The 24,249-nt window shown below is 64.1% G+C and carries 22 protein-coding genes; 9 read left to right on the forward strand and 13 right to left on the reverse strand.

The genetic code is table 11. The annotated features are described in order from the left end of the window. The first annotated feature begins 1 nt into the window (after position 1). From QQ992_RS19110 to QQ992_RS19150, 9 genes are all read left to right on the forward strand, one after another. A complete protein-coding gene (locus QQ992_RS19110; protein ID WP_027608722.1) occupies positions 2-1,075 on the forward strand; it encodes a microcin C ABC transporter permease YejB in 1,074 nt (357 codons plus the stop codon). Position 1,076: 1 nt separating this feature from the next. After that, complete coding sequence (locus QQ992_RS19115) at positions 1,077-2,096, forward strand: ABC transporter permease (RefSeq protein ID WP_016711616.1); 1,020 nt, start codon at positions 1,077-1,079, stop codon at positions 2,094-2,096. A gap of 1 nt (position 2,097) precedes the next feature. Further along, positions 2,098-3,711 carry an ABC transporter ATP-binding protein gene (locus QQ992_RS19120; protein ID WP_286110710.1) on the forward strand — a complete coding sequence of 538 codons (1,614 nt, stop codon included), beginning with the start codon at positions 2,098-2,100 and terminating at the stop codon, positions 3,709-3,711. A 521-nt stretch (positions 3,712-4,232) separates the two neighbouring features. Then, positions 4,233-4,496 (forward strand): DUF3077 domain-containing protein, encoded by a 264-nt coding sequence (locus QQ992_RS19125; protein WP_286110711.1) that lies wholly within the window; start codon positions 4,233-4,235, stop codon positions 4,494-4,496. A gap of 112 nt (positions 4,497-4,608) precedes the next feature. Continuing rightward, positions 4,609-5,136 carry a helix-turn-helix domain-containing protein gene (locus tag QQ992_RS19130; protein ID WP_286113973.1) on the forward strand — a complete coding sequence of 176 codons (528 nt, stop codon included), beginning with the start codon at positions 4,609-4,611 and terminating at the stop codon, positions 5,134-5,136. A gap of 64 nt (positions 5,137-5,200) precedes the next feature. Continuing rightward, positions 5,201-5,767 carry an HD domain-containing protein gene (locus QQ992_RS19135; RefSeq protein WP_286110712.1) on the forward strand — a complete coding sequence of 189 codons (567 nt, stop codon included), beginning with the start codon at positions 5,201-5,203 and terminating at the stop codon, positions 5,765-5,767. Positions 5,768-6,095: 328 nt separating this feature from the next. Beyond that, positions 6,096-9,026: an aminotransferase gene (locus QQ992_RS19140; protein ID WP_286110713.1), complete on the forward strand. Its 2,931-nt coding sequence runs from the start codon at positions 6,096-6,098 to the stop codon at positions 9,024-9,026. A 284-nt stretch (positions 9,027-9,310) separates the two neighbouring features. After that, positions 9,311-9,766, forward strand: coding sequence for an REP-associated tyrosine transposase (locus tag QQ992_RS19145; RefSeq protein ID WP_286110714.1), 456 nt, complete (start codon positions 9,311-9,313; stop codon positions 9,764-9,766). Positions 9,767-10,129: 363 nt separating this feature from the next. Beyond that, positions 10,130-11,035, forward strand: a complete 906-nt coding sequence (locus QQ992_RS19150) for a LysR family transcriptional regulator (protein ID WP_286110715.1) — start codon at positions 10,130-10,132, stop codon at positions 11,033-11,035. Positions 11,036-11,126: 91 nt separating this feature from the next. Here QQ992_RS19150 and QQ992_RS19155 read toward each other — a convergent pair whose 3' ends face one another. From QQ992_RS19155 to QQ992_RS19215, 13 genes are all read right to left on the reverse strand, one after another. After that, positions 11,127-11,822 (reverse strand): response regulator, encoded by a 696-nt coding sequence (locus QQ992_RS19155; protein WP_119369340.1) that lies wholly within the window; start codon positions 11,820-11,822, stop codon positions 11,127-11,129. After that, positions 11,819-14,473 (reverse strand): sensor histidine kinase, encoded by a 2,655-nt coding sequence (locus QQ992_RS19160; RefSeq protein WP_286110716.1) that lies wholly within the window; start codon positions 14,471-14,473, stop codon positions 11,819-11,821. The genes QQ992_RS19155 and QQ992_RS19160 overlap by 4 nt, the downstream gene beginning before the upstream one ends. 157 nt (positions 14,474-14,630) lie before the next feature. Next, a complete protein-coding gene (gene kdpC, locus QQ992_RS19165) occupies positions 14,631-15,182 on the reverse strand; it encodes a potassium-transporting ATPase subunit KdpC (RefSeq protein WP_286110717.1) in 552 nt (183 codons plus the stop codon). 10 nt (positions 15,183-15,192) lie between these two features. After that, entirely contained in the window at positions 15,193-17,247 is a 2,055-nt protein-coding gene (gene kdpB / locus QQ992_RS19170; protein WP_286110718.1) for a potassium-transporting ATPase subunit KdpB, read from the reverse strand. A 9-nt stretch (positions 17,248-17,256) separates the two neighbouring features. After that, complete coding sequence (gene kdpA, locus QQ992_RS19175; protein ID WP_286110719.1) at positions 17,257-18,951, reverse strand: potassium-transporting ATPase subunit KdpA; 1,695 nt, start codon at positions 18,949-18,951, stop codon at positions 17,257-17,259. 9 nt (positions 18,952-18,960) lie between these two features. Next, entirely contained in the window at positions 18,961-19,050 is a 90-nt protein-coding gene (gene kdpF / locus QQ992_RS19180; RefSeq protein ID WP_003251485.1) for a K(+)-transporting ATPase subunit F, read from the reverse strand. Positions 19,051-19,226: 176 nt separating this feature from the next. Continuing rightward, positions 19,227-20,279 (reverse strand): AI-2E family transporter, encoded by a 1,053-nt coding sequence (locus tag QQ992_RS19185; protein ID WP_119369335.1) that lies wholly within the window; start codon positions 20,277-20,279, stop codon positions 19,227-19,229. Between the two features lie 12 nt (positions 20,280-20,291). Continuing rightward, positions 20,292-21,086: a DUF4892 domain-containing protein gene (locus QQ992_RS19190; RefSeq protein ID WP_286110720.1), complete on the reverse strand. Its 795-nt coding sequence runs from the start codon at positions 21,084-21,086 to the stop codon at positions 20,292-20,294. 109 nt (positions 21,087-21,195) lie between these two features. Next, positions 21,196-22,050: an alpha/beta hydrolase gene (locus QQ992_RS19195; RefSeq protein WP_286110721.1), complete on the reverse strand. Its 855-nt coding sequence runs from the start codon at positions 22,048-22,050 to the stop codon at positions 21,196-21,198. Then, a complete protein-coding gene (locus QQ992_RS19200) occupies positions 22,047-22,835 on the reverse strand; it encodes an alpha/beta fold hydrolase (RefSeq protein ID WP_286110722.1) in 789 nt (262 codons plus the stop codon). Before QQ992_RS19200 ends, QQ992_RS19195 begins: the two co-directional genes overlap by 4 nt. 93 nt (positions 22,836-22,928) lie before the next feature. After that, entirely contained in the window at positions 22,929-23,315 is a 387-nt protein-coding gene (locus QQ992_RS19205; RefSeq protein ID WP_105946510.1) for a hypothetical protein, read from the reverse strand. Between the two features lie 99 nt (positions 23,316-23,414). Then, positions 23,415-23,873 (reverse strand): phosphohistidine phosphatase SixA, encoded by a 459-nt coding sequence (gene sixA, locus QQ992_RS19210; protein WP_286110723.1) that lies wholly within the window; start codon positions 23,871-23,873, stop codon positions 23,415-23,417. Then, entirely contained in the window at positions 23,870-24,217 is a 348-nt protein-coding gene (locus QQ992_RS19215) for a DUF4389 domain-containing protein (protein WP_016711631.1), read from the reverse strand. The genes sixA and QQ992_RS19215 overlap by 4 nt, the downstream gene beginning before the upstream one ends. Positions 24,218-24,249 lie beyond the last annotated feature (32 nt).

Consider the following 24,249-nt stretch of genomic DNA (forward strand, 5'->3'; position numbering starts at 1 on the left):
GATGCTGGCCTACATCCTGCGCCGCCTGCTGCTGATCATCCCGACCCTGTTCGGCATCCTGATCATCAACTTCATCATCGTCCAGGCGGCCCCCGGCGGCCCGGTCGAGCAGATGATCGCCAAGCTCGAAGGTTTCGAAGGCGCCACCAGCCGCATTGCCGGTGGCGGCGCCGAGGTTTCCGTGGCCGGCTCCAACTATCGCGGCGCCCAAGGCCTGGACCCGGCGCTGATCGCCGAAATCGAGCGCATGTACGGCTTCGACAAGTCGCCGCCCGAACGCTTGTGGATCATGATCAAGAACTACGCCCGGCTGGACTTCGGCGACAGCTTCTTCCGCGATGCCAAGGTCGTCGACCTGATTATCGAGAAAATGCCCGTGTCGATCTCGCTGGGGCTGTGGAGCACGCTGATCATGTACCTGATCTCGATCCCGCTGGGGATCGCCAAGGCGGTGCGCCACGGCAGCCACTTCGACGTGTGGACCAGCTCGGCAATCATCGTCGGCTACGCCATCCCGGCGTTCCTGTTCGCCATCCTGCTGATCGTGCTGTTCGCCGGCGGCAGCTATTTCGACTGGTTCCCGCTGCGCGGCCTCACCTCCAACAATTTCGACGAGCTGAGCACCACTGGTAAAGTGCTGGACTACTTCTGGCACCTGGTGTTGCCGATCACCGCGCTGGTCATCGGCAACTTCGCCACCATGACCCTGCTGACCAAGAACAGCTTCCTCGACGAGATCAACAAACAATACGTGGTCACCGCCAAAGCCAAAGGCCTGAGCCGGCCACGGGTGCTGTATGGCCACGTGTTCCGCAACGCCATGCTGCTGGTGATCGCCGGCTTCCCTTCGGCATTCATCGGCATTTTCTTCACCGGCTCCTTGCTGATCGAGGTGATCTTCAGCCTCGACGGCCTGGGCCTGATGAGTTTCGAGGCGGCCATCAACCGCGACTACCCGGTGGTCTTCGGCACCCTGTTCATCTTCACCCTGCTGGGGCTGGTGGTGAAACTGATCGGCGACCTGACCTACACCCTGGTCGATCCACGCATCGACTTCGCCAGCCGGGAGCACTGACATGGCCTTGTCCCCCCTCAACCGCCGGCGCTTCGAGCGCTTCAAGGCCAACCGCCGTGGCTGGTGGTCGCTGTGGTTGTTCCTGATCCTGTTCGGCCTGAGCCTGGGCGCCGAGCTGATCGCCAACGACAAACCAATTGCCGTGCGCTACGACGGCGAATGGTACTTCCCGGCGTTCAAGCGCTACCCGGAAACCACCTTCGGCGGCGAGTTCCCGCTGGAAGCCAACTACAAGAGCCCGTACATCCGCGAACTGCTGGAAAAGAAAGACAGCTTCGTGCTGTGGGCACCCATCCCGTTCAGTTACCAGAGCATCAACTACGACCTGCGCGTGCCCGCCCCTGCGCCGCCCTCGGCGGACAACTGGCTGGGCACCGACGACCAGGGCCGCGACGTACTGGCGCGGGTGATCTACGGCTTCCGCATTTCGGTGCTGTTTGCCCTTACCCTGACCGTGGCCAGTTCTATCGTCGGCGTCATTGCCGGCGCTTTGCAGGGCTTTTATGGCGGCTGGGTCGACCTGGCCGGGCAACGTTTTCTGGAGATCTGGTCCGGCCTGCCAGTGCTGTACCTGCTGATCATCCTGGCCAGCTTCGTCCAGCCCAACTTCTGGTGGTTGTTGGGCATCATGCTGCTGTTCTCGTGGATGAGCCTGGTGGACGTGGTACGCGCCGAGTTCCTGCGCGGGCGCAACCTGGAATACGTGCGCGCCGCCCGCGCCCTAGGCATGCGCAACGGCGCGATCATGTACCGGCACATCCTGCCCAACGCCATGATCTCGACCATGACCTTCATGCCGTTCATCCTCACCGGCGCCATTGGCACCCTCACCGCCCTGGACTTCCTCGGCTTCGGCCTGCCCGCCGGTTCGCCATCGCTGGGCGAACTGGTGGCCCAGGGCAAGTCCAACCTGCAGGCGCCGTGGCTGGGCATCAGCGCCTTTGCCGTGCTGGCGCTGATGCTGAGCCTGCTGGTGTTCATCGGCGAATCCGCCCGCGATGCCTTCGACCCGAGGAAGTGACATGAGTGAACAGAACCTGATCGAAGTGCGCGACCTGGCCGTTGAGTTTGTGACCGGGGACCAGGTCAACCGCGTGGTCGACGGCATCAGCTTCGACATCCGCAAGGGCGAGACCTTGGCACTGGTGGGCGAAAGTGGCTCGGGCAAGTCCGTCACCGCGCACTCGATCCTGCGCCTGCTGCCCTACCCCCTGGCCCGCCACCCCAGTGGCAGCATCCGCTACGAAGGCAAAGACCTGCTACAGCAGAACGAGAAGACCCTGCAACGCATTCGCGGCAACCGCATCGCGATGATCTTCCAGGAGCCGATGACCTCGCTCAACCCGCTGCACTGCATCGAAAAGCAGATCAACGAAATCCTGTTGCTGCACAAGGGCCTGACCGGCAAGGAAGCGACGGCACGCACGTTGGAGCTGCTGGAACTGGTCGGCATACCCGAACCGCAAAAGCGCTTGAAGGCCCTGCCCCACGAGCTGTCGGGCGGGCAACGCCAGCGGGTGATGATTGCCATGGCGCTGGCCAACGAGCCGGAGTTGCTGATTGCCGACGAACCCACCACGGCGCTGGACGTGACCGTGCAGTTGAAGATCCTCGACCTGCTCAAGGAACTGCAGGCGCGCCTGGGCATGGCACTGCTGCTGATCAGTCACGACCTGAACCTGGTGCGCCGCATCGCCCACCGCGTCTGCGTGATGCAGCGCGGGCAGATTGTCGAGCAGGCCGAATGCGCCACGCTGTTCAGTGCCCCGCAGCACCACTACACGCAGATGCTGATCAATGCCGAGCCCAGCGGGCTGCCGGCGCACAACCCGGTGGGCGCGCCGTTGCTTGAAGTGGATGACCTGAAGGTGTGGTTCCCGATCAAGAAAGGGCTGCTGCGGCGCACCGTTGACCATGTGAAGGCGGTGGACGGCGTCAACTTCAGCCTGCCGCAAGGGCAGACGCTAGGGATTGTTGGCGAATCCGGGTCGGGCAAGTCGACGCTCGGCTTGGCGATCCTGCGGTTGATTTCCAGCCAGGGCGGCATCCACTTCCACGGGCAGAATCTGCAAGGACTGAACCAGAAAGCCGTGCGACCGCTGCGGCGGGAAATGCAGGTGGTGTTCCAAGACCCGTTCGGCAGCCTGAGCCCGCGCATGTGCGTGGCGGACATCGTGGGTGAAGGGTTGCGCATTCACGGCATTGGTACGGCGCAAGAGCAGGAAGCCGCGATCATTGCAGCACTGGAGGAAGTGGGGCTGGACCCGCGTACACGGCATCGCTATCCCCATGAGTTTTCCGGTGGGCAGCGCCAGCGCATAGCCATTGCCCGTGCGTTGGTGTTGAAGCCAGCGCTGATACTACTGGATGAGCCCACCTCCGCGCTGGACCGCACCGTGCAGCGGCAGGTAGTGGAGTTGCTGCGTAATTTGCAGCAAAAGTACAACCTCACCTATCTGTTCATCAGCCATGACCTGGCGGTGGTGAAGGCGTTGAGTCACCAGTTGATGGTGATCAAGCATGGGCATGTGGTAGAGCAAGGGGACGCGCAGGCGATCTTCCATGCGCCGCAGCATCCGTATACGCGGCAGTTGCTGGAGGCGGCGTTTTTGGAGGTTGAGGCGGGTTCGTCTTAAGTTTTGTAGCGCCCTCAAGATCGAGCGCCGCGCGGGCGGCGCTCGATTTCCGCACCACCGAAAAATCCAAACCGTTCACCTCGCGGCCCTAACACAGTCGGGCGCGGAACAACTGCCATGTCAGATTTAACCCCTTCCCTGTAGGCCATTTCCCAAACATACTCCTGCCGCGTGTTTTCCGTTGCGGGTGCTCTGGCTGGGCTCTAGTCTCGGCTTGTCGCTGAAGATCAGCGATACAGCTTTGACAGGCTGTGACGGTTAATTCACGCAGGCAGTCTCCGCTTCATGGTGGCTGTGCGTGTGGGCACGCTCGCGTGCGCCGGAATTTTTGCGTGATTAACCACCGGTCTGTCAACCCACGTACAGCTGCCACCCAACTGTTTGACAGCAGACAGGTGGCGGCACCGCCAGAGGTTAATCACGATGCTGAACATTCTCCCCGACTCACCCCACACCCCCCATTCCCCCGAAGCCACCCTGATCCAGGCCACCGACGTCGAGAACCTTCAGGGAATACAACAATGACCACAGAAGACACCCAATTCACCGTCGGCAAAACCACCTTCTGCCAAGGTGAAAACGGCACCCACCCACTGTTCCGCATCGAACCCGGCATCCCGTGCCGAGACGCCCGCGAGCAATCATCAGAACTGATGGGCTACGTCCGCGAACTGACCATCACCGGCCTGATGGATGAAAAACCGATGATGATCTGGGCTGCCCACTACCTGAGTGCGATGGCCAAAGCACTGATGGATGATGCCGAACTGGGCATGATGCGCTAAAGATCAAAGTATGGGCGGCTGCGTTGTTGCAACTGCCCATACACTGACTTCTACAGGACCACAAAGCATCGGAGGCTTCCTCGTGACTATCTCACCATCCCCCATCGGCCCGATGCTCAGGCACTGGCGCATGCTGAACCGGGTCAAGCAGCTGCACGCTGCGCAGATGTTCGGGGTGTGCCAGTCCACCGTTTCCCGCTGGGAGTCTGGGATTCAGGACGCCGAGCCCGAGCAGCGCGCCCGCATCGAAGCCTTGCTCAAGGCCCGCCTCAGCAGCGCTGCCGACCATGCACTGGCGCGGCTTGTATCGGGCAGCTCGCAACCCGTGCACCTGGTATGCGACCTCACCCACCGCCTGTTGGCCTGCTCAGCTCCCCGAGAAGCCGAGTTCCACGTCCCGGTCAGCGAGCTGCTGGGCGTTTCGCTGTGGCCCTTTGCAACAGAGGAAATAGCCTCTCAGGAACAACGCCTGGCCGACATAGGCTGGCGGCAAAACCTGACCTCCCCGGCACTGGAGTTTGCCACTGGCGAGAACGACTCCGCGTTGGTGCCTATCCAGCACAGCCTTTGCCGCTGGACACGACTCACCCTGTCGGATGGCTCGACTGCCCGGCTGGTCGAAACGCTCTCGCATATTTAATGCGTGGACGCCCGCAAGCGGCGAGCCGAAGATCTACCCCTGCAATAGCCAGAGGTCACCCGCCGTGTCAGATCAAAACCTTCATGGAAAACTCGAGTTCCTGCGCCAGGCCGAAAAGCTCAAGAGCGTGACCCGCAGTGCCCACACCTCCACGGGCCGGCGTGAAAGTACCGCAGAGCACAGTTGGCGGCTGGCATTGCTGGCACTGGTGTTTGAAGAAGACCTGGGTGATGTCGATATCTGCAAGGTGCTGAAGCTTTGCCTTGTCCATGACCTTGGGGAGGCCTTGAATGGCGATGTCCCCGCCCCCGAGGCTCAGGCCATGCCCGACAAGGGAATGGGTGAACGGCAGGACCTGCTAGCCATCACATCGACGCTGGAACCTTCGATGCAAGACAACATCGTTGCCTTGTTCGACGAGTACGAAGCGGCCACTTCGCCCGAAGCCAAGGTGGTCAAGGCACTCGACAAGATCGAAACCATCCTGCAGCACACCCAGGGCGATAACCCGCCTGGCTTCGACTACGCGTTCAACCTGGAATACGGCCGCCGTTATACGGATGCCATTCCATTCCTGGCTTCCCTAAGGCGCACACTCGATGACGAAACACGTCAACGCATGACAGGCTAACGCGGTCGCTGTGGGAGCGGCCTTGTGTCGCGAAAGGGCCGCAAAGCGGCCCCAGCAATTCATGCAATGAAGTTGAAACCCGGGGCCGCTACGCGGCCCTCTCGCGACACTGCAGCGATTAACGCTGGTTTACCCACTACGCCCAGGTCTGGAATGAAAGCTTGCAGCGGTTTTATCCAGTTTTATGAATGGCCAATAATTATTGGCTGCCAATAATTTCCATAATTCAGCGCTATTATCAGTTTCCCTGACAACAATCGTCTTTCATCATCAGCCAGACTAGGCATAGATTCTCTCCGTCCACTCCCAGCAGCAACGGTAGAGCCTCATGTCCAGCCCACAGCACCCGTCCGCCTCCCCCGCCCTGACCACGCTGATCAGCCGTTCCGGCCTGCCTAGCCCCTCACTCAGCGAAACGCAGGCACGCGCCGTATTGCAGACGCACTATGGCCTCGACGGTGACCTGACCGCGCTGGGTAGCCAGCAGGACCTCAACTTCCGTGTGGAGGCACTACAAGGCCGCTATGTGCTGAAGGCCTGCCACGGCAGCTATGCCCAGCTTGAACTGGAAGCACAGCACGCCGCACTGGCCTACCTGCACGAACAGGGCTTGCCGGTACCGGAAGTGCGCCCAGCCCGCAATGGCGAAGGCTTGCTGGCACTGGACATCGACGGGCAACCCCTGCGCCTGCGCCTGCTCGACTACATCGAAGGCCAACCGTTGACCCGCCTCAAGCACATGCCGCCACGCCTGGTGGCTGAACTGGGCGGGCTTTGTGCGAAGCTGAACAAGGCCCTGGCCGACTTCGATCACCCAGGCCTTGTACGCACCCTGCAATGGGACCCGCAACATGCCGAAGCGCTGATCGATCACTTGCTGCCAGTGCTGCAAGACAGTGCCCAGCGCGCCCGCATCGAGCAGGCTACCCGCCAGGCCAGCGAGCGCTTGCTGCCGCTGATTGATCGACTGCCGAGCCAGGCCGTGCACCTGGACCTCACCGACGACAACACCGTGTGGGCGCGCGACAGTGAGCGCCAGTGGCAACTGCAAGGGGTGATCGACTTCGGTGACCTGATGCGCACCTGGCGTATCGCCGACTTGTCTGTGACGTGCGCGGCGCTGCTGCACCACGCCGAGGGCGACCCGCTGCGCATCCTGCCGGCGATCGAAGCCTATCAGGTGCTCAACCCGCTGACCGAGGCCGAGCTACGCGCCCTGTGGCCACTGGTGATCAACCGCGCAGCGGTACTGGTGTTGAGCAGCGCGCAGCAACTGGCCGTGGACCCCGGCAACCAGTACACCCGCGACAACGTGGCCCATGAATGGGAAATCTTCGACACCGCCACTGCCGTGCCTTTCGCGCTGATGGAGGCCGCCATCCTGCAGGCGGCGGGCGTGCAGATCGACGCTCCAGACTTGGACCGTTGCGCCCCCCTGCTCCCCGAACTGGCCGGGCAGGAAGTAACACGGGTCGACCTGGGTGTGCTCAGCCGCCATTGTGAAGCGGGTAACTGGGAGCAACCCGGTTTCGACCAACACCTGCTGAGCGCGCAAACGGCCCCGGCCTGCACCCTGCACGGGCAATATCGCCTGTCGCAAACCCATATCGACCGGCCCGAAGAGCCTGCTACCTGCGCCCTCGGCGTTGAGCTGCATGTGCCCAACGGCAGCCAGGTGCAAGCACCCGAAGCCGGTACCTGGCTGCGCCATGGCGACGGCCGCGGTTGCCTGCAAACCGCGCACTGGGCCTTGTGGTTGCAGGGCCTGGAAGATGCACCCGCCGATGGGCAGGCGATGGATAAAGGCCAGTCGCTGGGCCATAGCTGTGGTTTCCTCAGCGTACAGCTGTGCCTGGACCTCAGCATCCAGCCCCCCTTCTTCGCCACCCCGTCCCAAGCCGAGGCCTGGCTGGCCCTGTGCCCGACGCCGGCTGAGCTGCTGGACCTGGACTGCGATGCCGAGCCGCTGCCCGACCCACAGGCCCTGCTGGCCCGCCGCGACGCCAGCTTTGCCCGCTCGCAGAAGCACTACTACGCGCAACCGCCACACATCGAGCGCGGCTGGCGCAACTACCTGATCGACATGCAGGGCCGTTCGTACCTGGACATGCTCAACAACGTCGCGGTACTGGGCCACGGCCACCCGCGCATGGTCGCCGAGTCGGCGCGGCAGTGGTCGCTGCTGAACACCAACTCGCGCTTCCACTACGCGGCCATCACCGAGTTCTCCGAACGCCTGCTGGACCTGGCGCCCGAGGGCTTCGACCGGGTGTTCATGGTCAACAGCGGTACCGAGGCCAATGACCTGGCCATTCGCCTGGCCTGGGCCTACAGCGGCGGGCGCGACTTGCTGAGCGTGCTGGAGGCCTACCACGGCTGGTCGGTGGCCACCGACGCCATCTCCACGTCCATTGCCGACAACCCGCAAGCCCTGGAAACCCGACCAGACTGGGTGCACCCGGTCGAGGCGCCGAACACCTTCCGTGGCCGATTCCGCGGTGCCGACAGCGCGGCTGACTACCTGCGTGACGTCGATGCCAAGCTGGCCGACCTCGATGCCCGTGGCCGCCAGCTGGCGGGCATCATCTGTGAACCGGTGTACGGCAACGCTGGCGGCATTTCGTTGCCGGCCGGTTATCTGCGCGATGCTTACGCCAAGGTCCGCGCCCGTGGCGGCGTGTGCATCGCCGACGAGGTGCAGGTGGGTTATGGCCGCTTGGGCGAATACTTCTGGGGCTTCGAGGAGCAAGGCGTGGTGCCCGACATCATCACCATGGCCAAGGGCATGGGCAACGGCCAGCCGCTGGGCGTGGTCATCACCCGCCGCGAAATCGCCGAAGCGCTGGAGGCCGAGGGTTACTTCTTTTCCTCGGCCGGTGGCAGCCCGGTCAGCTGCCGCATCGGCATGGCGGTGCTGGACGTGATGCAGGAAGAAGGCCTGTGGGACAACGCCCGCGACACCGGGCGCTACTTCAAGGCCCGTCTGCAGGCGCTGGTCGACAAGCATCCGCTGGCCGGCGCAGCGCATGGGTCTGGCTTCTACCTGGGGCTTGAACTGGTGCGCAATCGCGAAACGCTGGAGCCGGCCACCGAAGAAACCATGGCCCTGTGCGACCGCCTGCGTGAGCTGGGCATCTTCATGCAACCCACCGGCGACTACCTGAACATTCTCAAGATCAAGCCGCCAATGTGCACCACCCGCGCTAGCGTGGACTACTTTGTCGACAGCATCGACCGGGTGCTGACCGAAGGCTTGTAGGGTGAAGTGAAGGCTGAAATCGAGTCAAAAAAACAAGGCGGTCGCGTGCGTTGGCATAGGCTGCACTGGCCCGAAAAAATGTAGGAGCGAGCTTGCTCGCGATGCGCCGCGCGGGCGGCGCTCGATTTCCGCTCCACTACAAAAACCAAATCTTGTACTTGGTGTGCCTTGACTCAATCCTCAACCATACAGATGGAAACTCACACCCTGTAACCCCAATCTTCATCACCTTCTGCCGCCAATGGCTATTCTGCCTCGGGACATGTCTGTTCAAGGATGACCACATGCCCAACCCTCATGGTTGTTTGCTCCGCCGTGGAAGGTGCTCAGAACCAGGCCGGCTCTACATGCTTACCTCCGTCACATACCACCGTCGCCCCTTGTTCCAGAACTTCCAGTTTGCTCGACTGGTGATCCATCACCTGCGCAGAGCAGATCAAGAGCAGCACTGCCGATCATTGGCCTGGGTTGTAATGCCCGACCATGTGCATTGGCTGCTTGAGTTAAAAGACGTAACGCTTGGAGCACTGATGCAACGTTTCAAACCCCGAACCAGTCATGCTTTGCGCAAAGCTGGATCAAGGGCTGCGCCTATCTGGCAGGCGGGTTATCACGATCGGGCTTTGCGACACGACGAGGAAGTGGTCGAGGTCGCCAGGTACATCATTGCTAATCCGATAAGGGCTGGACTGGTCGATAAAGTCGGCGACTATCCACACTGGGATGCGGTCTGGTTGTGAGTGATTGTGCAGCCGCATATCGATGGATTTTTGGAGGTGCGGACATCGAGCGCCGCCCGCGCGGCGCATCGCGAGCAAGCTCGCTCCTACATTTGTTTCGGGCCAATTGCTCCTGTGGGATTTGCGCGCGTAGGCCTTGGCACATGGCTGGATATCGCGTCGTACAAACAAGGCGGTCGCGCGCTCTGGCACAGGCGATACTGGCCCGAAACAAATGTAGGAGCGAGCTTGCTCGCGATGCGCCGCGCGGGCGGCGCTCGATCTCACAGGCGCTGAAAACACCCCGCCAAACACCCCAAAACCCACAATGCATGTTCAAATAAACACCCCATACTTGCCCCACCATGATCAGGTTTACTGACAATGGCCTTTTCCAGCGATTCCCTGGCAATATTCCTCGCCGTGCTCGATGCCGGCTCGTTCTCCGCCGCTGCGCGCAAGCTGGGCCGTGTACCCTCGGCAGTGAGCATGGCGGTCGCCCAGTTGGAAGCGGAACTGGACCTGGTGCTGTTCGACCGGGCCACGCGCAAGGCCTTGCCCACCAGCGCCGCCCTGGCGCTGGAGCCGCAAGCCAGGCAGGTGATTTGCCAGCTCAACCTGCTGGACGCCCAGGCCCTGCAACTGCACAAAGGCCTGGAAAAGCGCCTGACCATCGCCATGGCTCCCGAACTGCAAACCGGCCGCTGGAGCCAGCCACTGGAAATTTTGGCCCAGGAGTTCCCCAGCCTGGAAATCGAAGTGCGCTCGGCCACACAGACCGAAGCTGTTCGCTTGTTGCATGAAGGCAGCGTGCAACTGGCGCTGGTGTTCGAACGGCCCGGCATCGATGAGCGTGAATCGTTCCTTGAAGCCGGCAGCCAGTTGCTGGTGGCCGTCGCCTCGCCCCGCCACCCTGCCGGCCAGAACAGCGGCACACCATTGCCTGAAGAAGCCTTTGCCGAACAGCGGCAGATCATCGTGGCGTCGGGCAAGGCCACCGGTTCAGACCCGCGCATGGTGCTGTCGCGGCGCATCTGGCTGACCGACAGCTACCTGGCCACACTGGACTTGGTGCAGTCCGGCCTGGGCTGGGCCTACCTGCCGCAACCACTGGTTGAACCCTTGATTGCCTCAGGTGCGCTGGCCGAAGTGCGCTTTGACAACATGGCCAGCCGCTTGCGCTTGTGGGTGGACATCATCTGGATCAAGTCGCGACCGCTGGGCCTGGGGGCAAGGCGCTACCTGGATGTGATGCGCCAATGCTTTGAAACAGAATCACCGAGGTCCTGACGCAGACGCAGCTACGCTTCGGGCACCACCCTGCACCGTGTTGGATTTTTCGCGGATAAGCCCGCTCCCACAGAGTTGGCGTGAATCCGGATCAAGCGGCCGGCGCCACCAACCTGTACCCCACTCCCGCCTCGGTAATGATAAAGCGAGGTGCTGTGGGGTCGTCCCCCAGCTTCTGGCGCAGATGCCCGACCACGATCCGCAAGTAATGGGTGTCTTCCACATGGGTAGGCCCCCAGATGTCCTTGAGCAACTGCTGCTGGGTGATCACCCGCCCCGGATGCCCGGCCAACAGCGCCAGCAAGGCATACTCCTTGCGCGTCAGCGCCACCTCGACGCCCTCCAGCGTCACCCGGCGGAAGGCAAAGTCCACGGTCAACGGCCCGAAGCTGGCCGCCACCTCCGAACCACCGGTCTGCGGCACCTGGCGCAGCAGGGCACGCACCCGCGCCAAGAACTCCTGGATGCCGAACGGCTTGGTCACATAGTCGTTCGCCCCGCCATCCAGCGCATCCACCTTCTGGACCTCACTGGCGCGTACCGACAACACCATCACCGGCACCGCACTCCACTCGCGCAGCTCACGCAGCACCTGCTGGCCGTCCATGTCCGGCAGGCCCAGGTCGAGCACCACCAGGTCCGGCTTGCCCAATGCTGCCTGAGTGAGCCCCTCCTCACCGGTTGCCGCTTCGATCACCTTGTAGCCCTGGGAGGCCAGGCTGATGCGCAGGAACTTGCGGATCTGCGGTTCATCGTCGATGACCAACAGGGTGGCGGACTGGCTCATGGGGTTTCGCTTTCGGCTTCAGGTTGAGGGGGCAGTGGCAAGCATAGAGTGATGCCGGTGCCCTGGCCATCGATGCCTTCGCCTACCAGAATCTGCCCGCCATGGGCGCCGATCATGCCCTGGCAGATGGCCAGGCCCAGGCCGGTACCCTGCCCGCCACGGTCACCACGGGCGGCGGTGTAGAACATGTCGAAGATCTTCTCGCGGTCGGCCACCGGAATGCCGGGGCCTTGGTCCAGGACGGCAAAACGCAACTGCATGTCCTGCACCGATACGTGGAGATCAAGCCGACCATTGGCCGGCGAGAACCGTGCCGCGTTTTCCAGCACATTGACCAGCGCCTGCTCGATCAGCGCTGCATGTACGAACAGCAGCGGCAGCTCGGCCGGCACGTCAGTGTGCACACGCAACGGGGCGAGCACCACGCGCAGGCGGTTGAGCGCACTGCCAGCGATGTCGCCCGGAGCCACCCAGTCGCGTGCCAGCTTGAGGCCGCCGTGGCCCAGGCGGGTCATGTCCAACAGGTTCTGGATGTAGCGGTCAAGGCGCTCGGCCTCGTTGCGGGTGCCTTCCAACAGCTCACGGCGGTCTTCAGGCGGGATGGCCTCGCCCAACGCCAGCAGGCTGTCGATGCTGCCACGCATGGCGGTCAGCGGCGTGCGCAAGTCGTGGGAAACGGACGCCAGCAAGGCACTGCGCAACTGCTCGGTTTCGCCATGCAGGCGTGCGGCCTCCAGCTGCTCGGCCAGGCGGGCGCGGGCCAATGCCTGTGCCAGCGGCTGGCCAAGGGCGGTGAGCAGGCGCCGCCGCGGGTCGCTGAGCGGCTGGCCGGAACGCGGGCGTACACCGAGCAGCGCCAGGGGTTGTTCATCTACCGCCAGCGGCCACCACCACCAGCGGCCATTGGGTAGGGTGTCACTGCCATGGCCGGCGGCCTGGCCATGCTGCCAGGCCCATTGCGCAGCGGCGCGTTCGTTGTCGCTAAAAGCGTGGGCTTCACCACTGGCCACCTGCAGCTGGCCTTCGGCGTTGCGCTCCAGCAGGCACACCTGCATATCCTGCCAGCCATCCAGATGCTGGCCGGCGGCACTGAAGACGGCCTGGCGGTCGGTGGCCACCGTCAGCCGGCGCGACAGGTCGAGCAACTGGCTGGTTTGTGCCTGGGTCTCGCGCAGCGCCTGCAGCTGGCGACGCTGGCGGGCGGCCAGGTTGCCGGTTAGCGCGGCCATCAGCAGGAAGAACACCAGGGTCAGCACATCTTCTTCACGCTGGATGCTGAACGAGAAGTTGGGCGGAATGAACAGGAAATCGTAAGTCAGGAACGACAACGCAGCACAGGCCAGCGCAGGCCCCAGGCTGCTGCGTACCGCCACCAGCAACACCGCCGCCAGGAACACCAGCGAAATGTTTGGCAACGCCAGCACACTCGACACCGCCCAGGACAGGCCTGCTGCCATGACGGTGGCCAGTAGCGCCAACAGGTAATGCCGCCACACCCACACCCGCCGCACCGCCGAACGCGGCGCTTGCGGCTGCACATCGCGGTCCAGCACGTTGATTTCCAGGCCATGGCTCTCACGCAACAGCCGCGCAGCCACCCCGGCACCGAACAGGCGCCGACGCAGGCGGTCGCGGGACTGCCCGACCAGCACCAGGCTGGCCCGTCGTTCGGCGGCATGCTGGATCAACGTGCGCGCCACTTCGCCGGCACGCAGCACCACCACCTCCCCGCCCAGGCGCTCGGCCAGTTGCTGCGCGGCCTGCAGGCGATGGCGAGCGGTTTCGTCACGCAGGCGGCCGTTGTCCACATGCACCATGCTCCAGGGCAGGTGGCGGCGCTGGGCCACGCGGCTGGCATGACGCACCAGGCGCTCGGCCTGGTCGTCGCCATCCACGCCCACCAGCAACCGGCCACGCAAGGCCGGGGCCTCCTGGCCGCGCTGGCGATAGCCATGGGCCAGGTCGGCATCGACCTGCGCGGCGGCAGTCTGCATGGCCAGCTCGCGCAGCGCGGTCAGGTTGGTTTGCGAGAAGTACGCGTCGATCGCGGCCCGCGCCTGCTCCGGTACGTACACCTTGCCTTCGCGCAAGCGTTCGAGCAGCTCGCGCGGCGGCAGGTCGATCAGCACCAGCTCGAAGGCTTCCTGCAGCACCCAGTCCGGCAGGGTTTCGCGTACGAGCACGCCGGTAATGTCGCGCACCTTGTCGTTGAGGCTTTCCAGGTGCTGGACGTTGACCGTGGTGTACACGTCGATGCCGGCGGCCAGCAATTCCTGCACGTCCTGCCAGCGCTTGGCGTGCCGGCTGCCGGGGGCATTGGTGTGGGCCAGTTCGTCGACCAGGGCCAGTGTTGGCGCGACCTTGAGCAGGCCGTCGAGGTCCATTTCTTCAAGCGTGACGCCGCGGTACTGGCTGCGCAGCAGGGGTTGCTGCTGTAGGCCGGCGAGCAACGCCTCGGTTTCGGCGCGGCCGTGGGTTTCGACAACGCCGGCAAGCACTTGCACGCCCTGGCGTTGCTGGGCGTGGGCGGCCTGGAGCATGGCGAAGGTTTTGCCGACGCCGGGGGCGGCGCCGAGGAAGACCTTGAGCCGGCCCCGGCCTGTACGAGGGAGGTTAGCCAGCAGCGCATCGGCGCGGGCGGAATCACTCATGTTTCATCCTTCAGAATCTGCGACGGTCGACCAAAGGGCCTGCTTTGCAGGCCATCGCCGGCAAGCCAGCTCCCACCTCGACCGCAGCAACCTAAAGTCATGTGCAGTACCTGTGGGAGCTGGCTTGCCGGCGATGGGCCGCAGAGCGGCCCCAACATCAGTGGTTCAATTGCTCCAGTGCCTGGTTCAGCGCCAGCACATTGACCACCGGCGGGCCGATCAATGGGTGGAGGGTGGCCTCTTCCACCAAGGCTTGCAAGCGCTCCACCGGCAGTTGCCGCGCTGCTGCCACGCGCGGAACCTGATAAGCCACGGCCTCTGGCGGCAGGTGCGGGTCGAGGCCGCTGCCCGAGGTGGTCAGCAACGCCTGGGGCACTGGCCCCTGCTGCGCCTGGTACAGCGTTGCGGCATCCCCCTTGACCCGCTCAGCCAGCACCGGATTGCTCGGCGACAGATTGCTCGCACCGCTGGCCACCGTGGCGTAAGCGCCTGCCGACGGCCGCGCATGGAACCAGCCATCCCCCTTGAATTCCTGGGCGATCAGCGCCGAGCCACGCACCTGGCCCTGGTCGTCGCGCACCAGGCTGCCATTGGCCTGTTCCGGGAAAGCGACCTGGGCAATGCCCGTCACCGCCAGCGGATACAGCGCGCCAGTCACCAGCGTCATCAGCAAAGCCAGGCTCAACGCCGGGCGTACATAAGCATTCATGGCGGCCTCCTCAGACCAGGTTCAGGGCATTGAGCAGCAGGTCGATCAGCTTGATCCCGGCAAACGGCACCACGATGCCGCCCAGCCCGTAGATCAGCAGGTTGCGCCGCAACAGATGCGCCGCGCTGGCCGCCTGCACCCGCACGCCACGCAGCGCCAGCGGGATCAGCGCGATGATGATCAGCGCGTTGAACACGATGGCCGACAGGATCGCGCTCTGCGGGCTGGCCAGGTGCATCAGGTTGAGCACGCCCAGCTGTGGGTAGATGGCAGCGAACAGCGCCGGCAGGATGGCGAAGTACTTGGCCACATCGTTGGCAATAGAGAACGTGGTCAGTGCGCCACGGGTGACCAACAGTTCCTTGCCGACCTGTACCACGTCCAGCAGCTTGGTCGGGTCGCTGTCCAGGTCGACCATGTTGGCCGCCTCGCGCGCGGCCTGGGTGCCGTCGTTCATGGCCATGCCCACATCGGCCTGCGCCAGTGCCGGGGCGTCGTTGGCACCGTCGCCGCACATGGCCACCAGGCGGCCGTCGTTCTGCTCCTGGCGGATACGCGCCAGTTTCTTCTCAGGGGTGGCCTCGGCCAGTACGTCATCCACCCCCGCTTCGGCTGCGATGGCGGCGGCGGTCAGCGGGTTGTCGCCGGTCACCATCACCGTGCGAATGCCCAGTTTGCGCAACTCGGCGAAGCGCTCGCGGATACCCGGCTTGACCACGTCCTTGAGGTGGATCACGCCAAGCAGGCGCTTGTCGATGCACACCAGCAGCGGTGTGCCGCCACTCTGGGCGATGCGCTCCACTTCGCGGGCCAGCGCCGGGGGCATTTCCAGCCGCTGCATGCCGACGAACGCCAGCACCGCATCGACGGCGCCCTTGCGGTAGCGGTGCTGCTGGAAGTCGATACCCGACAGACGTGTCTCGGCACTGAAGGCCACAGCCTCGAACTGCCCGGCAGCCGGTTCGATAAAGTCGTGCAGTTGGTGCAGGTACTCGACAATCGACTTGCCTTCGGCGGTGTCATCGGCCAGCGAGGCCAGCAGCGCGCCCTCCCCCAATTCCTTGGCGGTGATGCCCGGCGCAGCATGCAGCGCGCTGCAGCGGCGGTTGCCAAAGGTGATGGTGCCGGTCTTGTCGAGCATCAGCGTATGCACATCACCGGCCGCTTCCACCGCCCGGCCGGAGCGGGCGATGACGTTCAAGCGCACCAGACGGTCCATGCCGGCGATGCCGATGGCCGACAGCAGGCCGCCGATGGTGGTAGGGATCAGCGTCACCAGCAGCGCGGCCAGGAAGATCAGCGGCAGGCTGCCACCCGCGAAATGGGCGAACGGCTGCAAGGTCACCACCACGATCAGGAAGATCAGCGTCAGGCCGATCAGCAGGATGTCGAGGGCAATCTCGTTCGGCGTTTTCTGGCGCTTGGCGCCTTCGACCAAGGCAATCATGCGGTCGAGGGTCGATTCGCCCGGGTTGCTGGTGATACGGATCAACAGCCAGTCGGAGACCAGCCGGGTATTGCCGGTCACCGCCGAGCGGTCGCCGCCGGACTCGCGGATCACGGGGGCAGACTCACCGGTAATGGCGGCCTCGTTGACCGCCGCGATACCTTCCAGCACCTCGCCGTCGCCGGGGATCATTTCGCCAGCGGCTACGCGCACTACGTCATCTTTGCGCAACGCGCTGGCTGCAATGGTTTCGTAGCTGCCATCACGCTTGCGACGCTGGGCGGTCAAGCCTTGGCTACCCGCCTTGAGGCTGTCGGCGCGGGCCTTGCCACGGCCTTCGGCCAGCGCCTCGGCAAAGTTGGCGAACAGCACGGTAAACCACAGCCACAGGGCGATTTGCACGGCAACGCCGGTACTCACGCCACTGCCGGGGGCGAAGCACAGCACAGTGGTCAACACTGCGGTCAGGGCCACCACCAGCATCACCGGCGAACGTTTGAGCTGGCGCGGGTCGAGCTTGACGAACGCCTGCACCAGCGCCGGGCGCCACAGCGCGGCGAAGCGGGTCTGGTCCTTGGCGGTGTGCCGCGCTTTAACTTCAGGAATGGGCATGTTCATGGTCAGTCCTCAGAAACCCAGGCTCAGGTGTTCGGCGATTGGCCCCAGGGCCAGGGTCGGCAGGAAGGTAAGGCCACCCACCAACAGGATGGTCACCAGCAGCAGGCCGGTGAACAGCGGGCCATGGGTGGGGAAGCTGTTCTGCCCCTGCGGTGCGCTTTTCTTCGCTGCCAGGCTGCCAGCCAAGGCCAGGATCGGCAGGATGTAGCCGAAGCGGCCGATGAGCATGGCCAGGCCGATCATCAGGTTGTGGTACACCGTGTTGGCACCGAAGCCGGCGAAGGCCGAGCCATTGTTGGCCGTGCCCGAGGTGTAGGCGTACAGCAGCTGGCTGAAACCATGCGCCCCCGGGTTGCTGACCGCACCCGCCGGGCCAGGCAGGCTGGCGGCGATAGCGCCCAGCACCAGCACGCCGACCGGCATCACCAGCAGGGTTGCCACCAGCAACTGCACCTCACGGGCTTGCAGCTTCTTGCCCAGGTATTCCGGGGTGCGGCCAATCATCAGCCCGGCCAGGAACACCGCGATCAGCACGAACAGCAGCATCCCGTACAGCCCGGCGCCGACGCCGCCGAAAATCACCTCGCCCACCATCATGTTGACCATCGCCACCATGCTGGTCAGCGGGTTGAGGCTATCGTGCATGGCGTTGACCGAGCCGTTGGAGGCCGCAGTGGTGGTGACCGTCCACAACACCGAACCGGTGGTGCCAAAACGGCTTTCCTTGCCTTCCATGGGGGCCGCCTGTTGCACCTGAGTGCTTTCCAGCGCCGGGTTGGGCTGGTACTCGGACCACAGCGCGGTGCTGCCGCCAATCAGGAACAGGGCAAGCATGCAGGCGAGGATCGCGCGGCTCTGACGCAGGTCCTTCACGTAGTGGCCGAACGTGAACACCAGCGCCACCGGAATGAGGATGATCGACGCCACCTCGAACAGGTTGCTCCAGGCCGTGGGGTTTTCGAACGGGTGCGCCGAGTTGACGCCGAAGAAGCCACCGCCGTTGGTACCCAGTTGCTTGATGGCGATCTGGCTGGCGGCCGGCCCCAGCGGAATGGTCTGGTCAGCCCCTTGCAGGGTCAGCGCATGGGCGTAGTCGGCAAAGGTCTGCGGCACGCCCTGCCACACCAGCAGCAGCGCCAGCAGCAGGCACAGCGGCAGCAAGCCATAGAGGGTGGCGCGGGTCATGTCGACCCAGAAATTGCCCAGCGTCGTTGCACTGCGCCGGGCAATGCCGCGACACAACGCGACCAGCACGGCCAGGCCGGTGGCGGCACTGACAAAGTTCTGTACGGTCAGGCCAAGCATCTGGCTTAGGTAGCTGACCGATGCCTCACCACTGTAGGCCTGCCAGTTGGTGTTGGTGACGAAGCTTACGGCGGTATTGAACGCCAGCGACCACGCCTGGCCTGGCAAGTGCTGCGGGTTGAGCGGCAGGTAGCCCTGCAACAGCAACACGGCAAACAGCAGCAGGAATCCGGCCAGGTTGAAGGCCAGTAGCGCCAGGGTGTATTGCCGCCAGTTCTGCTCCTGGCTGGCGTTCACGCCCGCTAGCCGGTAGCAGGCCTGCTCGACCGGGCTCAACAGCGGCGACAGCCAGGTGCGCTGGCCTTCCATGACCCTGTAATAGAACCGCCCGAGCCAGGGTGCCGGTAACAGCACGATGGCGAAGAACGCCAGCAGCAAGGCGAAATCGTAACTGTGCATGGCCGCTCCTTAGCTGCGATCGGCGCGCAGCAGCGCCACCAGCAGATAAAACGCCAAGGCCACTGCCAGCAGCAGTGACAGCCCGTCGAGCATGTTCATGAGTGGTTCTCCCCGTGGTGCGGCGTGTGCCGCTATGGGGAAATTGTCTGAGGGAGGGGCGTAAAGGGGCGAGATCGGCGGATGGGGGTGGGTATAAAGAAAGCGTAAAAATCAGGTTTGTGGGCTGTCTTTACTGGCCTCTTCGCGGGCAAGCCCGCGAAGAGGCCGGTGCAGGCTTACTGCTGGGGAGGCTGCTGGGCGGCGTTACGGCTCCAGTCCAACAATAAACTGTACCCCACTGCCAGCAAGGTCGGCCCGATGAACAGGCCAATGAAGCCAAAGGCAAGCAATCCGCCGAACACCCCCAACAGCACGATCACCAGTGGCAGGTTACCGCCACGGCTGATCAGGTACGGCTTGAGCACGTTGTCCACGCCGCTGATGACAAAGGTGCCCCAGATGCCCAGGAACACCGCCATGCCGTACTCGCCCTTCCACACCAGCCAGGCCGTGGCCGGGATCCAGGCCAGTGGTGGGCCCATGGGGATCAGGCTGAGCATGAAGGTCACCAGGCCCAGCACGATGGCACCCGGCACGCCAGCAATCAGGAAGCCGATCAGTGCCAGCAAACCCTGCGCCGCCGCTGTGCCAATCACCCCGTTCACCACCCGCTGAACGGTGCCCGCCACCAGTTCCAGGTAGTACTCGGCGCGGTCACCCATCAGGCGGTGCAGCAAGCGCAGTACGAACGCCGACAGGCGCGGGCCGTCGCGGTAGAAGAAAAACACGAACACCAGGCTAAGGGTCAGTTCCAGCACACCGCTGCCGATCTGCGCACTGCGCGCCAGCAACCAGTTGCCCACCTGCCCGAGGTACGGTTTGACCGACGCCAGCAGGGCCGCCCCCTGCTGGTCGAGCGACTGCCACCAACTGACCAGGCGCTCACCAACGAACGGTATGCCCCCCAACCAGGCCGGTGCATCGGGCAAACCGTCCACCTGCACGTCGCGCACGAACGCCGTGGCATCGCGAATATGATCGGCCAGGTTGAACCCCAGCCACACCAGCGGCAATGCCACAATCAGGATCCAGGCGGTGGTCAACAGGCTGGCCGCCAAGGTTTCGCGCCCGCCCAGCACACGCGTGAGCAAGCGCATCAACGGCCAGCTGGCAAACGCCAGGATGGCCCCCCACAGCAACGCCGAGATGAACGGTGCCATCACCCACAGGCCGGCCCCCAGCAACGCCAACAGCAGAATCTGGACCAGCAGGCGATCATTGTTAACCATGGCGGCGCTCGTTCAACGGATCAGTTCAAGGTGCAGGCCGTCGGTGGGCGCGCTACCGACTTCAAGGCGGCCATTGCGCACACCTGCCTTGACCAGCGCCTCGCGCCAGGCTTCGGCCTGAGCGCCACTGAGGCTGGCACGCAGGGTGCTGTCCAGGTTCAGGCTGCGGGCCAGCAAGTTCACCCAGGTGTCTTGCGGCGCGGCCAGGTCAGGGTAGTCGAGCTTGCCGGTGTCGCGCATTTCGCGCAGCACCGTGGCGGCGGTCGGCAGCAGTTCGCCCAACGGGTTGCCGGCAACGAACTCTTCCACATGCAGGTAGGCACGGCGGTTGCCCCGGGTAACGCTGTACAGCGCGACCAGGGTGTCGGCCTCTTCCGCCGAACGACGCAGCAAGATAAACGCCTGCTGCTCGTCACCACCGTTCAGGCGGGCATTGGCAAACACATCGTTGGCCCACAGGCTGGCCTCGCCGCAATCGCGGCCCTGGCACCAGAACAACGGGTAACCACCGTCGCGTTGCAGTTCTTCACGGGCAGTGGTGAAGGCTTCGCGGGCGGTGCGTTCGACCGGCAGTTCGTAGGTGACCGAGCTGACCTGGCCACGGCTTTCGACCTTGTCTTCGACCCGCAGGCGGCCGCTGATCTTGCGCAGCGGGCCCATCGGGTAAACACGTTCCTGCTCCACGGCCGGACGCTGGTCGACGACCTTGGCGTCCACCGGCACCGGCAAGCTGCCGGCCCACAACACGGGGCTGGCGAACACCAGGCAGGCGGCTACGGCATTACGGATGGCAACAGGCGCGCTCATTGGCGACCCAGGCGGCGCCCTGCGCCGAAATGAAGCTCCAGGATGTCTGGCAGTTGCATGGTTGTCTCCCTGTTCAACCCGCCAAGCCTCGACAGTTGTCCGGTGCAAGTCAAGCAAAGCCAAAGAAGCGATTGAAACAGTCTGCGACAAGGGCCGCGCCCTGCTCATCGTTCAGGTGCAGGTGATGGCCACCGGGTAGCGTCACCTGCTCAAAGGGTAGCTGCTCCAGCAACGCGGTGTGGCGCACCAGCATGCCATCGGCGGCGACCACTAGCTGCGCGGGGCATTTCACCCTGCGTACATAGGCCATGGCCTGGGCTTCGCTCAGGCGTACTGGCGATGGCAAGGTCAGGCGGCTGTCACTGCGCCAGCTGTAACCGCCCGGCACCGGCATGAGGCCACGCCGGGCCAGCAGTTCGGCGGCCTCGCGGCTGACCGCGACCATGCCTTTCATCCGGGCATGCACACCTTCTTCCAGCGTGGCGTACACCGACTTGCGCTTGCCGTCCAGCCGCAGCTGGGCCTGCAGTGCCATCCCCAAACGTTCGCCTGCATCCTGCTCGGCACCGGTCGGCGGGATGACGCCGTCGATCAACGCCAGATGGCTGACCCGGTCGGGCAAGGCGCCAGCCAGCTGCACCGAAATGATTGCCCCAAGCGAATGCCCCAACAGTGCAAAACGCTTCCAACCAAGCTGCTCGGCCACCCGCAGCACATCATGGGCATAGTCGGCCAAGGCATAACCGGCGCCAGGCGGGCGGTGTTCGGAGTAACCGTGCCCGGCCAGGTCCAGGGCGACGATGCGCAGGCCTTTGAGTTGCGGTGCCAGGCGGGCGAAGCTGTTGGCGTTGTCCAGCCAGCCATGCAGGGCAATCACCGGCAGCCCGTCCTCGGGGCCGAACAGGTGCGCGGCCAGCTCGATATGGCCCAGGCTCAGGCGGATTTCTTCGACGTGTGCGCTCATGCCTGACTCCAGCGGTCGAACAGGCCCTTGATCAGGCTGGCGGTGTCTGCGGGGCGCTCCAGCGGGAACATGTGCCCGCCCGGCACGCTGTGGTATTCACCCTGGGACATGCCCCGTACGGCCAGGGTGTGGTGGCGGCGAATGACATTGCTACGGTCGCCGCGCACCATGGCCAGCGGCACCTGCAACTGCCGCGCGGGCGCCGGGCTGGTATGCGGGATGCTGCGGTAGATGCTGATTTCGGTAGCCGGGTCGAAGCGTAGCTGCAGGCCCTGCTCTGCCGCCTGCAAGCCGTGTTCGACATAGGCGTCGAGGCAGTCGGGATCGAAATGGCGGAACAATGACTTGCCGGCGAAATAGTCCCGGGCGCTGTCGCGGTCATTGAACGTTTCTCGGCGCCCCAGCGTGCGCCCGGCCGGGGTGATACGGTCGATGAAGCCAAAACGCTTGGCGGTGCGCAGCAGCCATTGATCGGCGCGGGTGAGTACCGGCGAGTCGAGCATCACCACACCACGGTAGTACTCGGGGCAGCGCAAGGCAGCATGCAGGTGCAATACGCCACCCAACGAGTGGCCGACACCCCAGACCGGCTGGTCCTGTTGCGCCAGGTGGTGCAACAATTCATCGACCAGGCTCTGCCAGTTGTCATTCACCGGAAAGCGTGGATCGTGCCCATGCTGGGCCAGGTGCTGCACCTGGTAGTCCGGCGCCAGGGCAGCGAACAGCTTGCCGTACGTGGCCGAGGGGAAACCGTTGGCATGGGCGAAGAAGATCTGCTGCGGCATGGCGCCTGGTCCGGACGGAGGAGGATGGCTCATTGTCGGCATCGGCGCGCCGTTCGGCAACGTCCGGAAAGGTCATCGGCGAGGGCTATCAGGTCACGCCGACCGGTCGAAACTGGCCAGTGAACGGCGCAGGCAGGCTTGCATGTAGGCCAACTGGCTTTCCAGCGCTTCGCGGGCCAGGCGCTGGTCCTTATAATCAAGCTGAAGGCGTCGCAGAGCCAGGCAACTGGTTTGCAGCAAATGAGACACCCGCTGGCAGGTATCTTGAAGGATAAGAAAGTCCTGCAGACTGTTCTCTCTGTCAGCAGCATTCAGCACGCTGCTGGCGTTGACCGTTTTCATCAGGCCATAGAGCTTGGCATCGGCCGAATCGCGTAGCAGGCTGTATCGGGCGAAGTCCAGAGCGACACCTTGCTCAACCATGTCCAGGGTAGGTTGCAAATCCACGGAGCTCAACAACGCCCCCCTCTCACCCTTCATTCGCTGCTCCCTGCCTGTTTGCTTTCAGGCAACGCTAGCAAGGGGCCACTCACCGCGGCAACTGACAAAAATGCCAGTTGCCTTACCGGTTTCAGGGTTTCAAGCCGGATAACTGATCCCTTTGAGGGTCATCAGCCCAGCCAGCGGCCAATCCCCTTCCAGTTCAGCCAGGCTGGCGGTGCTCATGGCTGCCGGATGTTGCTGATGGCCATGCTCCAACACCCCGACCAAGGTCCCCACCAGCGGCTGGTGGCTGACCAGCAGTACATGCTCCAGGCCCAGCCGCTCGATTTCACCGATCACCTGCTGCACGTCACTTTCCGGGGTCAGCCAGGGCACGGTACGCACCGGCTCGCCGAAGCCCAGTGTGTCATGCACCAGCGCCGCCGTTTGCTGGGCGCGCACGTAGGGGCTGGCAATAATTGCCTGCAACGGCTGCCCGAGCAGGCGAGCAGCGCTGTGCAGCACCTGCTCGCGGCCTTGGGCAGTCAAACGGCGTTCGGCATCCGTGTTGGCCCGTGGCTCCGCCTCGCCGTGGCGCAGTACCCAAAGCTTCACAGCTTGGGTTCCTCGTCACGCACCGGGTGCGGGGCCGGCGCCACGGCATGCGCTGCTTCACCTTCCGGCGCGCGCGGCGCAGGCCAGTCAGAGAACGGCCATGGCTTCTGGTCGCTGTGGAAGCTGCCAAAGCGGCCGATCTGCGCCAGGAACTGGCTCAGGCTGTCGCCGAAGTTCATCAGGCTGGCGCTGGGTGCGCCGTACACCAGACGGTAGATCAGCTGCACCAGCACCAGCCCACCCAACAACAGTTCGGCCAGTTGCCAGACCACCAGGAACACCAGCATCCACAGCACCCGCAGGATGATCGACTCGCGCTGGGCGCGTTCGGGCGTATCGTTCATGTGTCGCTCCTTGCTCGTGTCAGAGCCGCCAA

Source organism: Pseudomonas kurunegalensis (genome assembly GCF_030291635.1).
Classification (GTDB): domain Bacteria; phylum Pseudomonadota; class Gammaproteobacteria; order Pseudomonadales; family Pseudomonadaceae; genus Aquipseudomonas; species Aquipseudomonas monteilii.

Coding starts and splice junctions, on each gene's coding strand:
- QQ992_RS19205 (WP_105946510.1), bottom strand. CDS start 23,315: ATGAAGGGTGAGAGGGGGGCGTTGTTGAGCTCCGTGGATTTGCAACCT.
- kdpA (WP_286110719.1), bottom strand. CDS start 18,951: ATGCACAGTTACGATTTCGCCTTGCTGCTGGCGTTCTTCGCCATCGTG.
- QQ992_RS19195 (WP_286110721.1), bottom strand. CDS start 22,050: ATGAGCGCACACGTCGAAGAAATCCGCCTGAGCCTGGGCCATATCGAG.
- QQ992_RS19155 (WP_119369340.1), bottom strand. CDS start 11,822: ATGAGCCAGTCCGCCACCCTGTTGGTCATCGACGATGAACCGCAGATC.
- QQ992_RS19120 (WP_286110710.1), top strand. CDS start 2,098: ATGAGTGAACAGAACCTGATCGAAGTGCGCGACCTGGCCGTTGAGTTT.
- QQ992_RS19200 (WP_286110722.1), bottom strand. CDS start 22,835: ATGCCGCAGCAGATCTTCTTCGCCCATGCCAACGGTTTCCCCTCGGCC.
- QQ992_RS19185 (WP_119369335.1), bottom strand. CDS start 20,279: ATGGTTAACAATGATCGCCTGCTGGTCCAGATTCTGCTGTTGGCGTTG.
- kdpF (WP_003251485.1), bottom strand. CDS start 19,050: ATGAACATGCTCGACGGGCTGTCACTGCTGCTGGCAGTGGCCTTGGCG.
- QQ992_RS19215 (WP_016711631.1), bottom strand. CDS start 24,217: ATGAACGATACGCCCGAACGCGCCCAGCGCGAGTCGATCATCCTGCGG.
- QQ992_RS19140 (WP_286110713.1), top strand. CDS start 6,096: ATGTCCAGCCCACAGCACCCGTCCGCCTCCCCCGCCCTGACCACGCTG.
- QQ992_RS19125 (WP_286110711.1), top strand. CDS start 4,233: ATGACCACAGAAGACACCCAATTCACCGTCGGCAAAACCACCTTCTGC.
- QQ992_RS19190 (WP_286110720.1), bottom strand. CDS start 21,086: ATGAGCGCGCCTGTTGCCATCCGTAATGCCGTAGCCGCCTGCCTGGTG.
- QQ992_RS19130 (WP_286113973.1), top strand. CDS start 4,609: ATGCTCAGGCACTGGCGCATGCTGAACCGGGTCAAGCAGCTGCACGCT.
- QQ992_RS19145 (WP_286110714.1), top strand. CDS start 9,311: ATGCCCAACCCTCATGGTTGTTTGCTCCGCCGTGGAAGGTGCTCAGAA.
- QQ992_RS19150 (WP_286110715.1), top strand. CDS start 10,130: ATGGCCTTTTCCAGCGATTCCCTGGCAATATTCCTCGCCGTGCTCGAT.
- QQ992_RS19115 (WP_016711616.1), top strand. CDS start 1,077: ATGGCCTTGTCCCCCCTCAACCGCCGGCGCTTCGAGCGCTTCAAGGCC.
- QQ992_RS19160 (WP_286110716.1), bottom strand. CDS start 14,473: ATGAGTGATTCCGCCCGCGCCGATGCGCTGCTGGCTAACCTCCCTCGT.
- kdpC (WP_286110717.1), bottom strand. CDS start 15,182: ATGAATGCTTATGTACGCCCGGCGTTGAGCCTGGCTTTGCTGATGACG.
- kdpB (WP_286110718.1), bottom strand. CDS start 17,247: ATGAACATGCCCATTCCTGAAGTTAAAGCGCGGCACACCGCCAAGGAC.
- QQ992_RS19110 (WP_027608722.1), top strand. CDS start 2: ATGCTGGCCTACATCCTGCGCCGCCTGCTGCTGATCATCCCGACCCTG.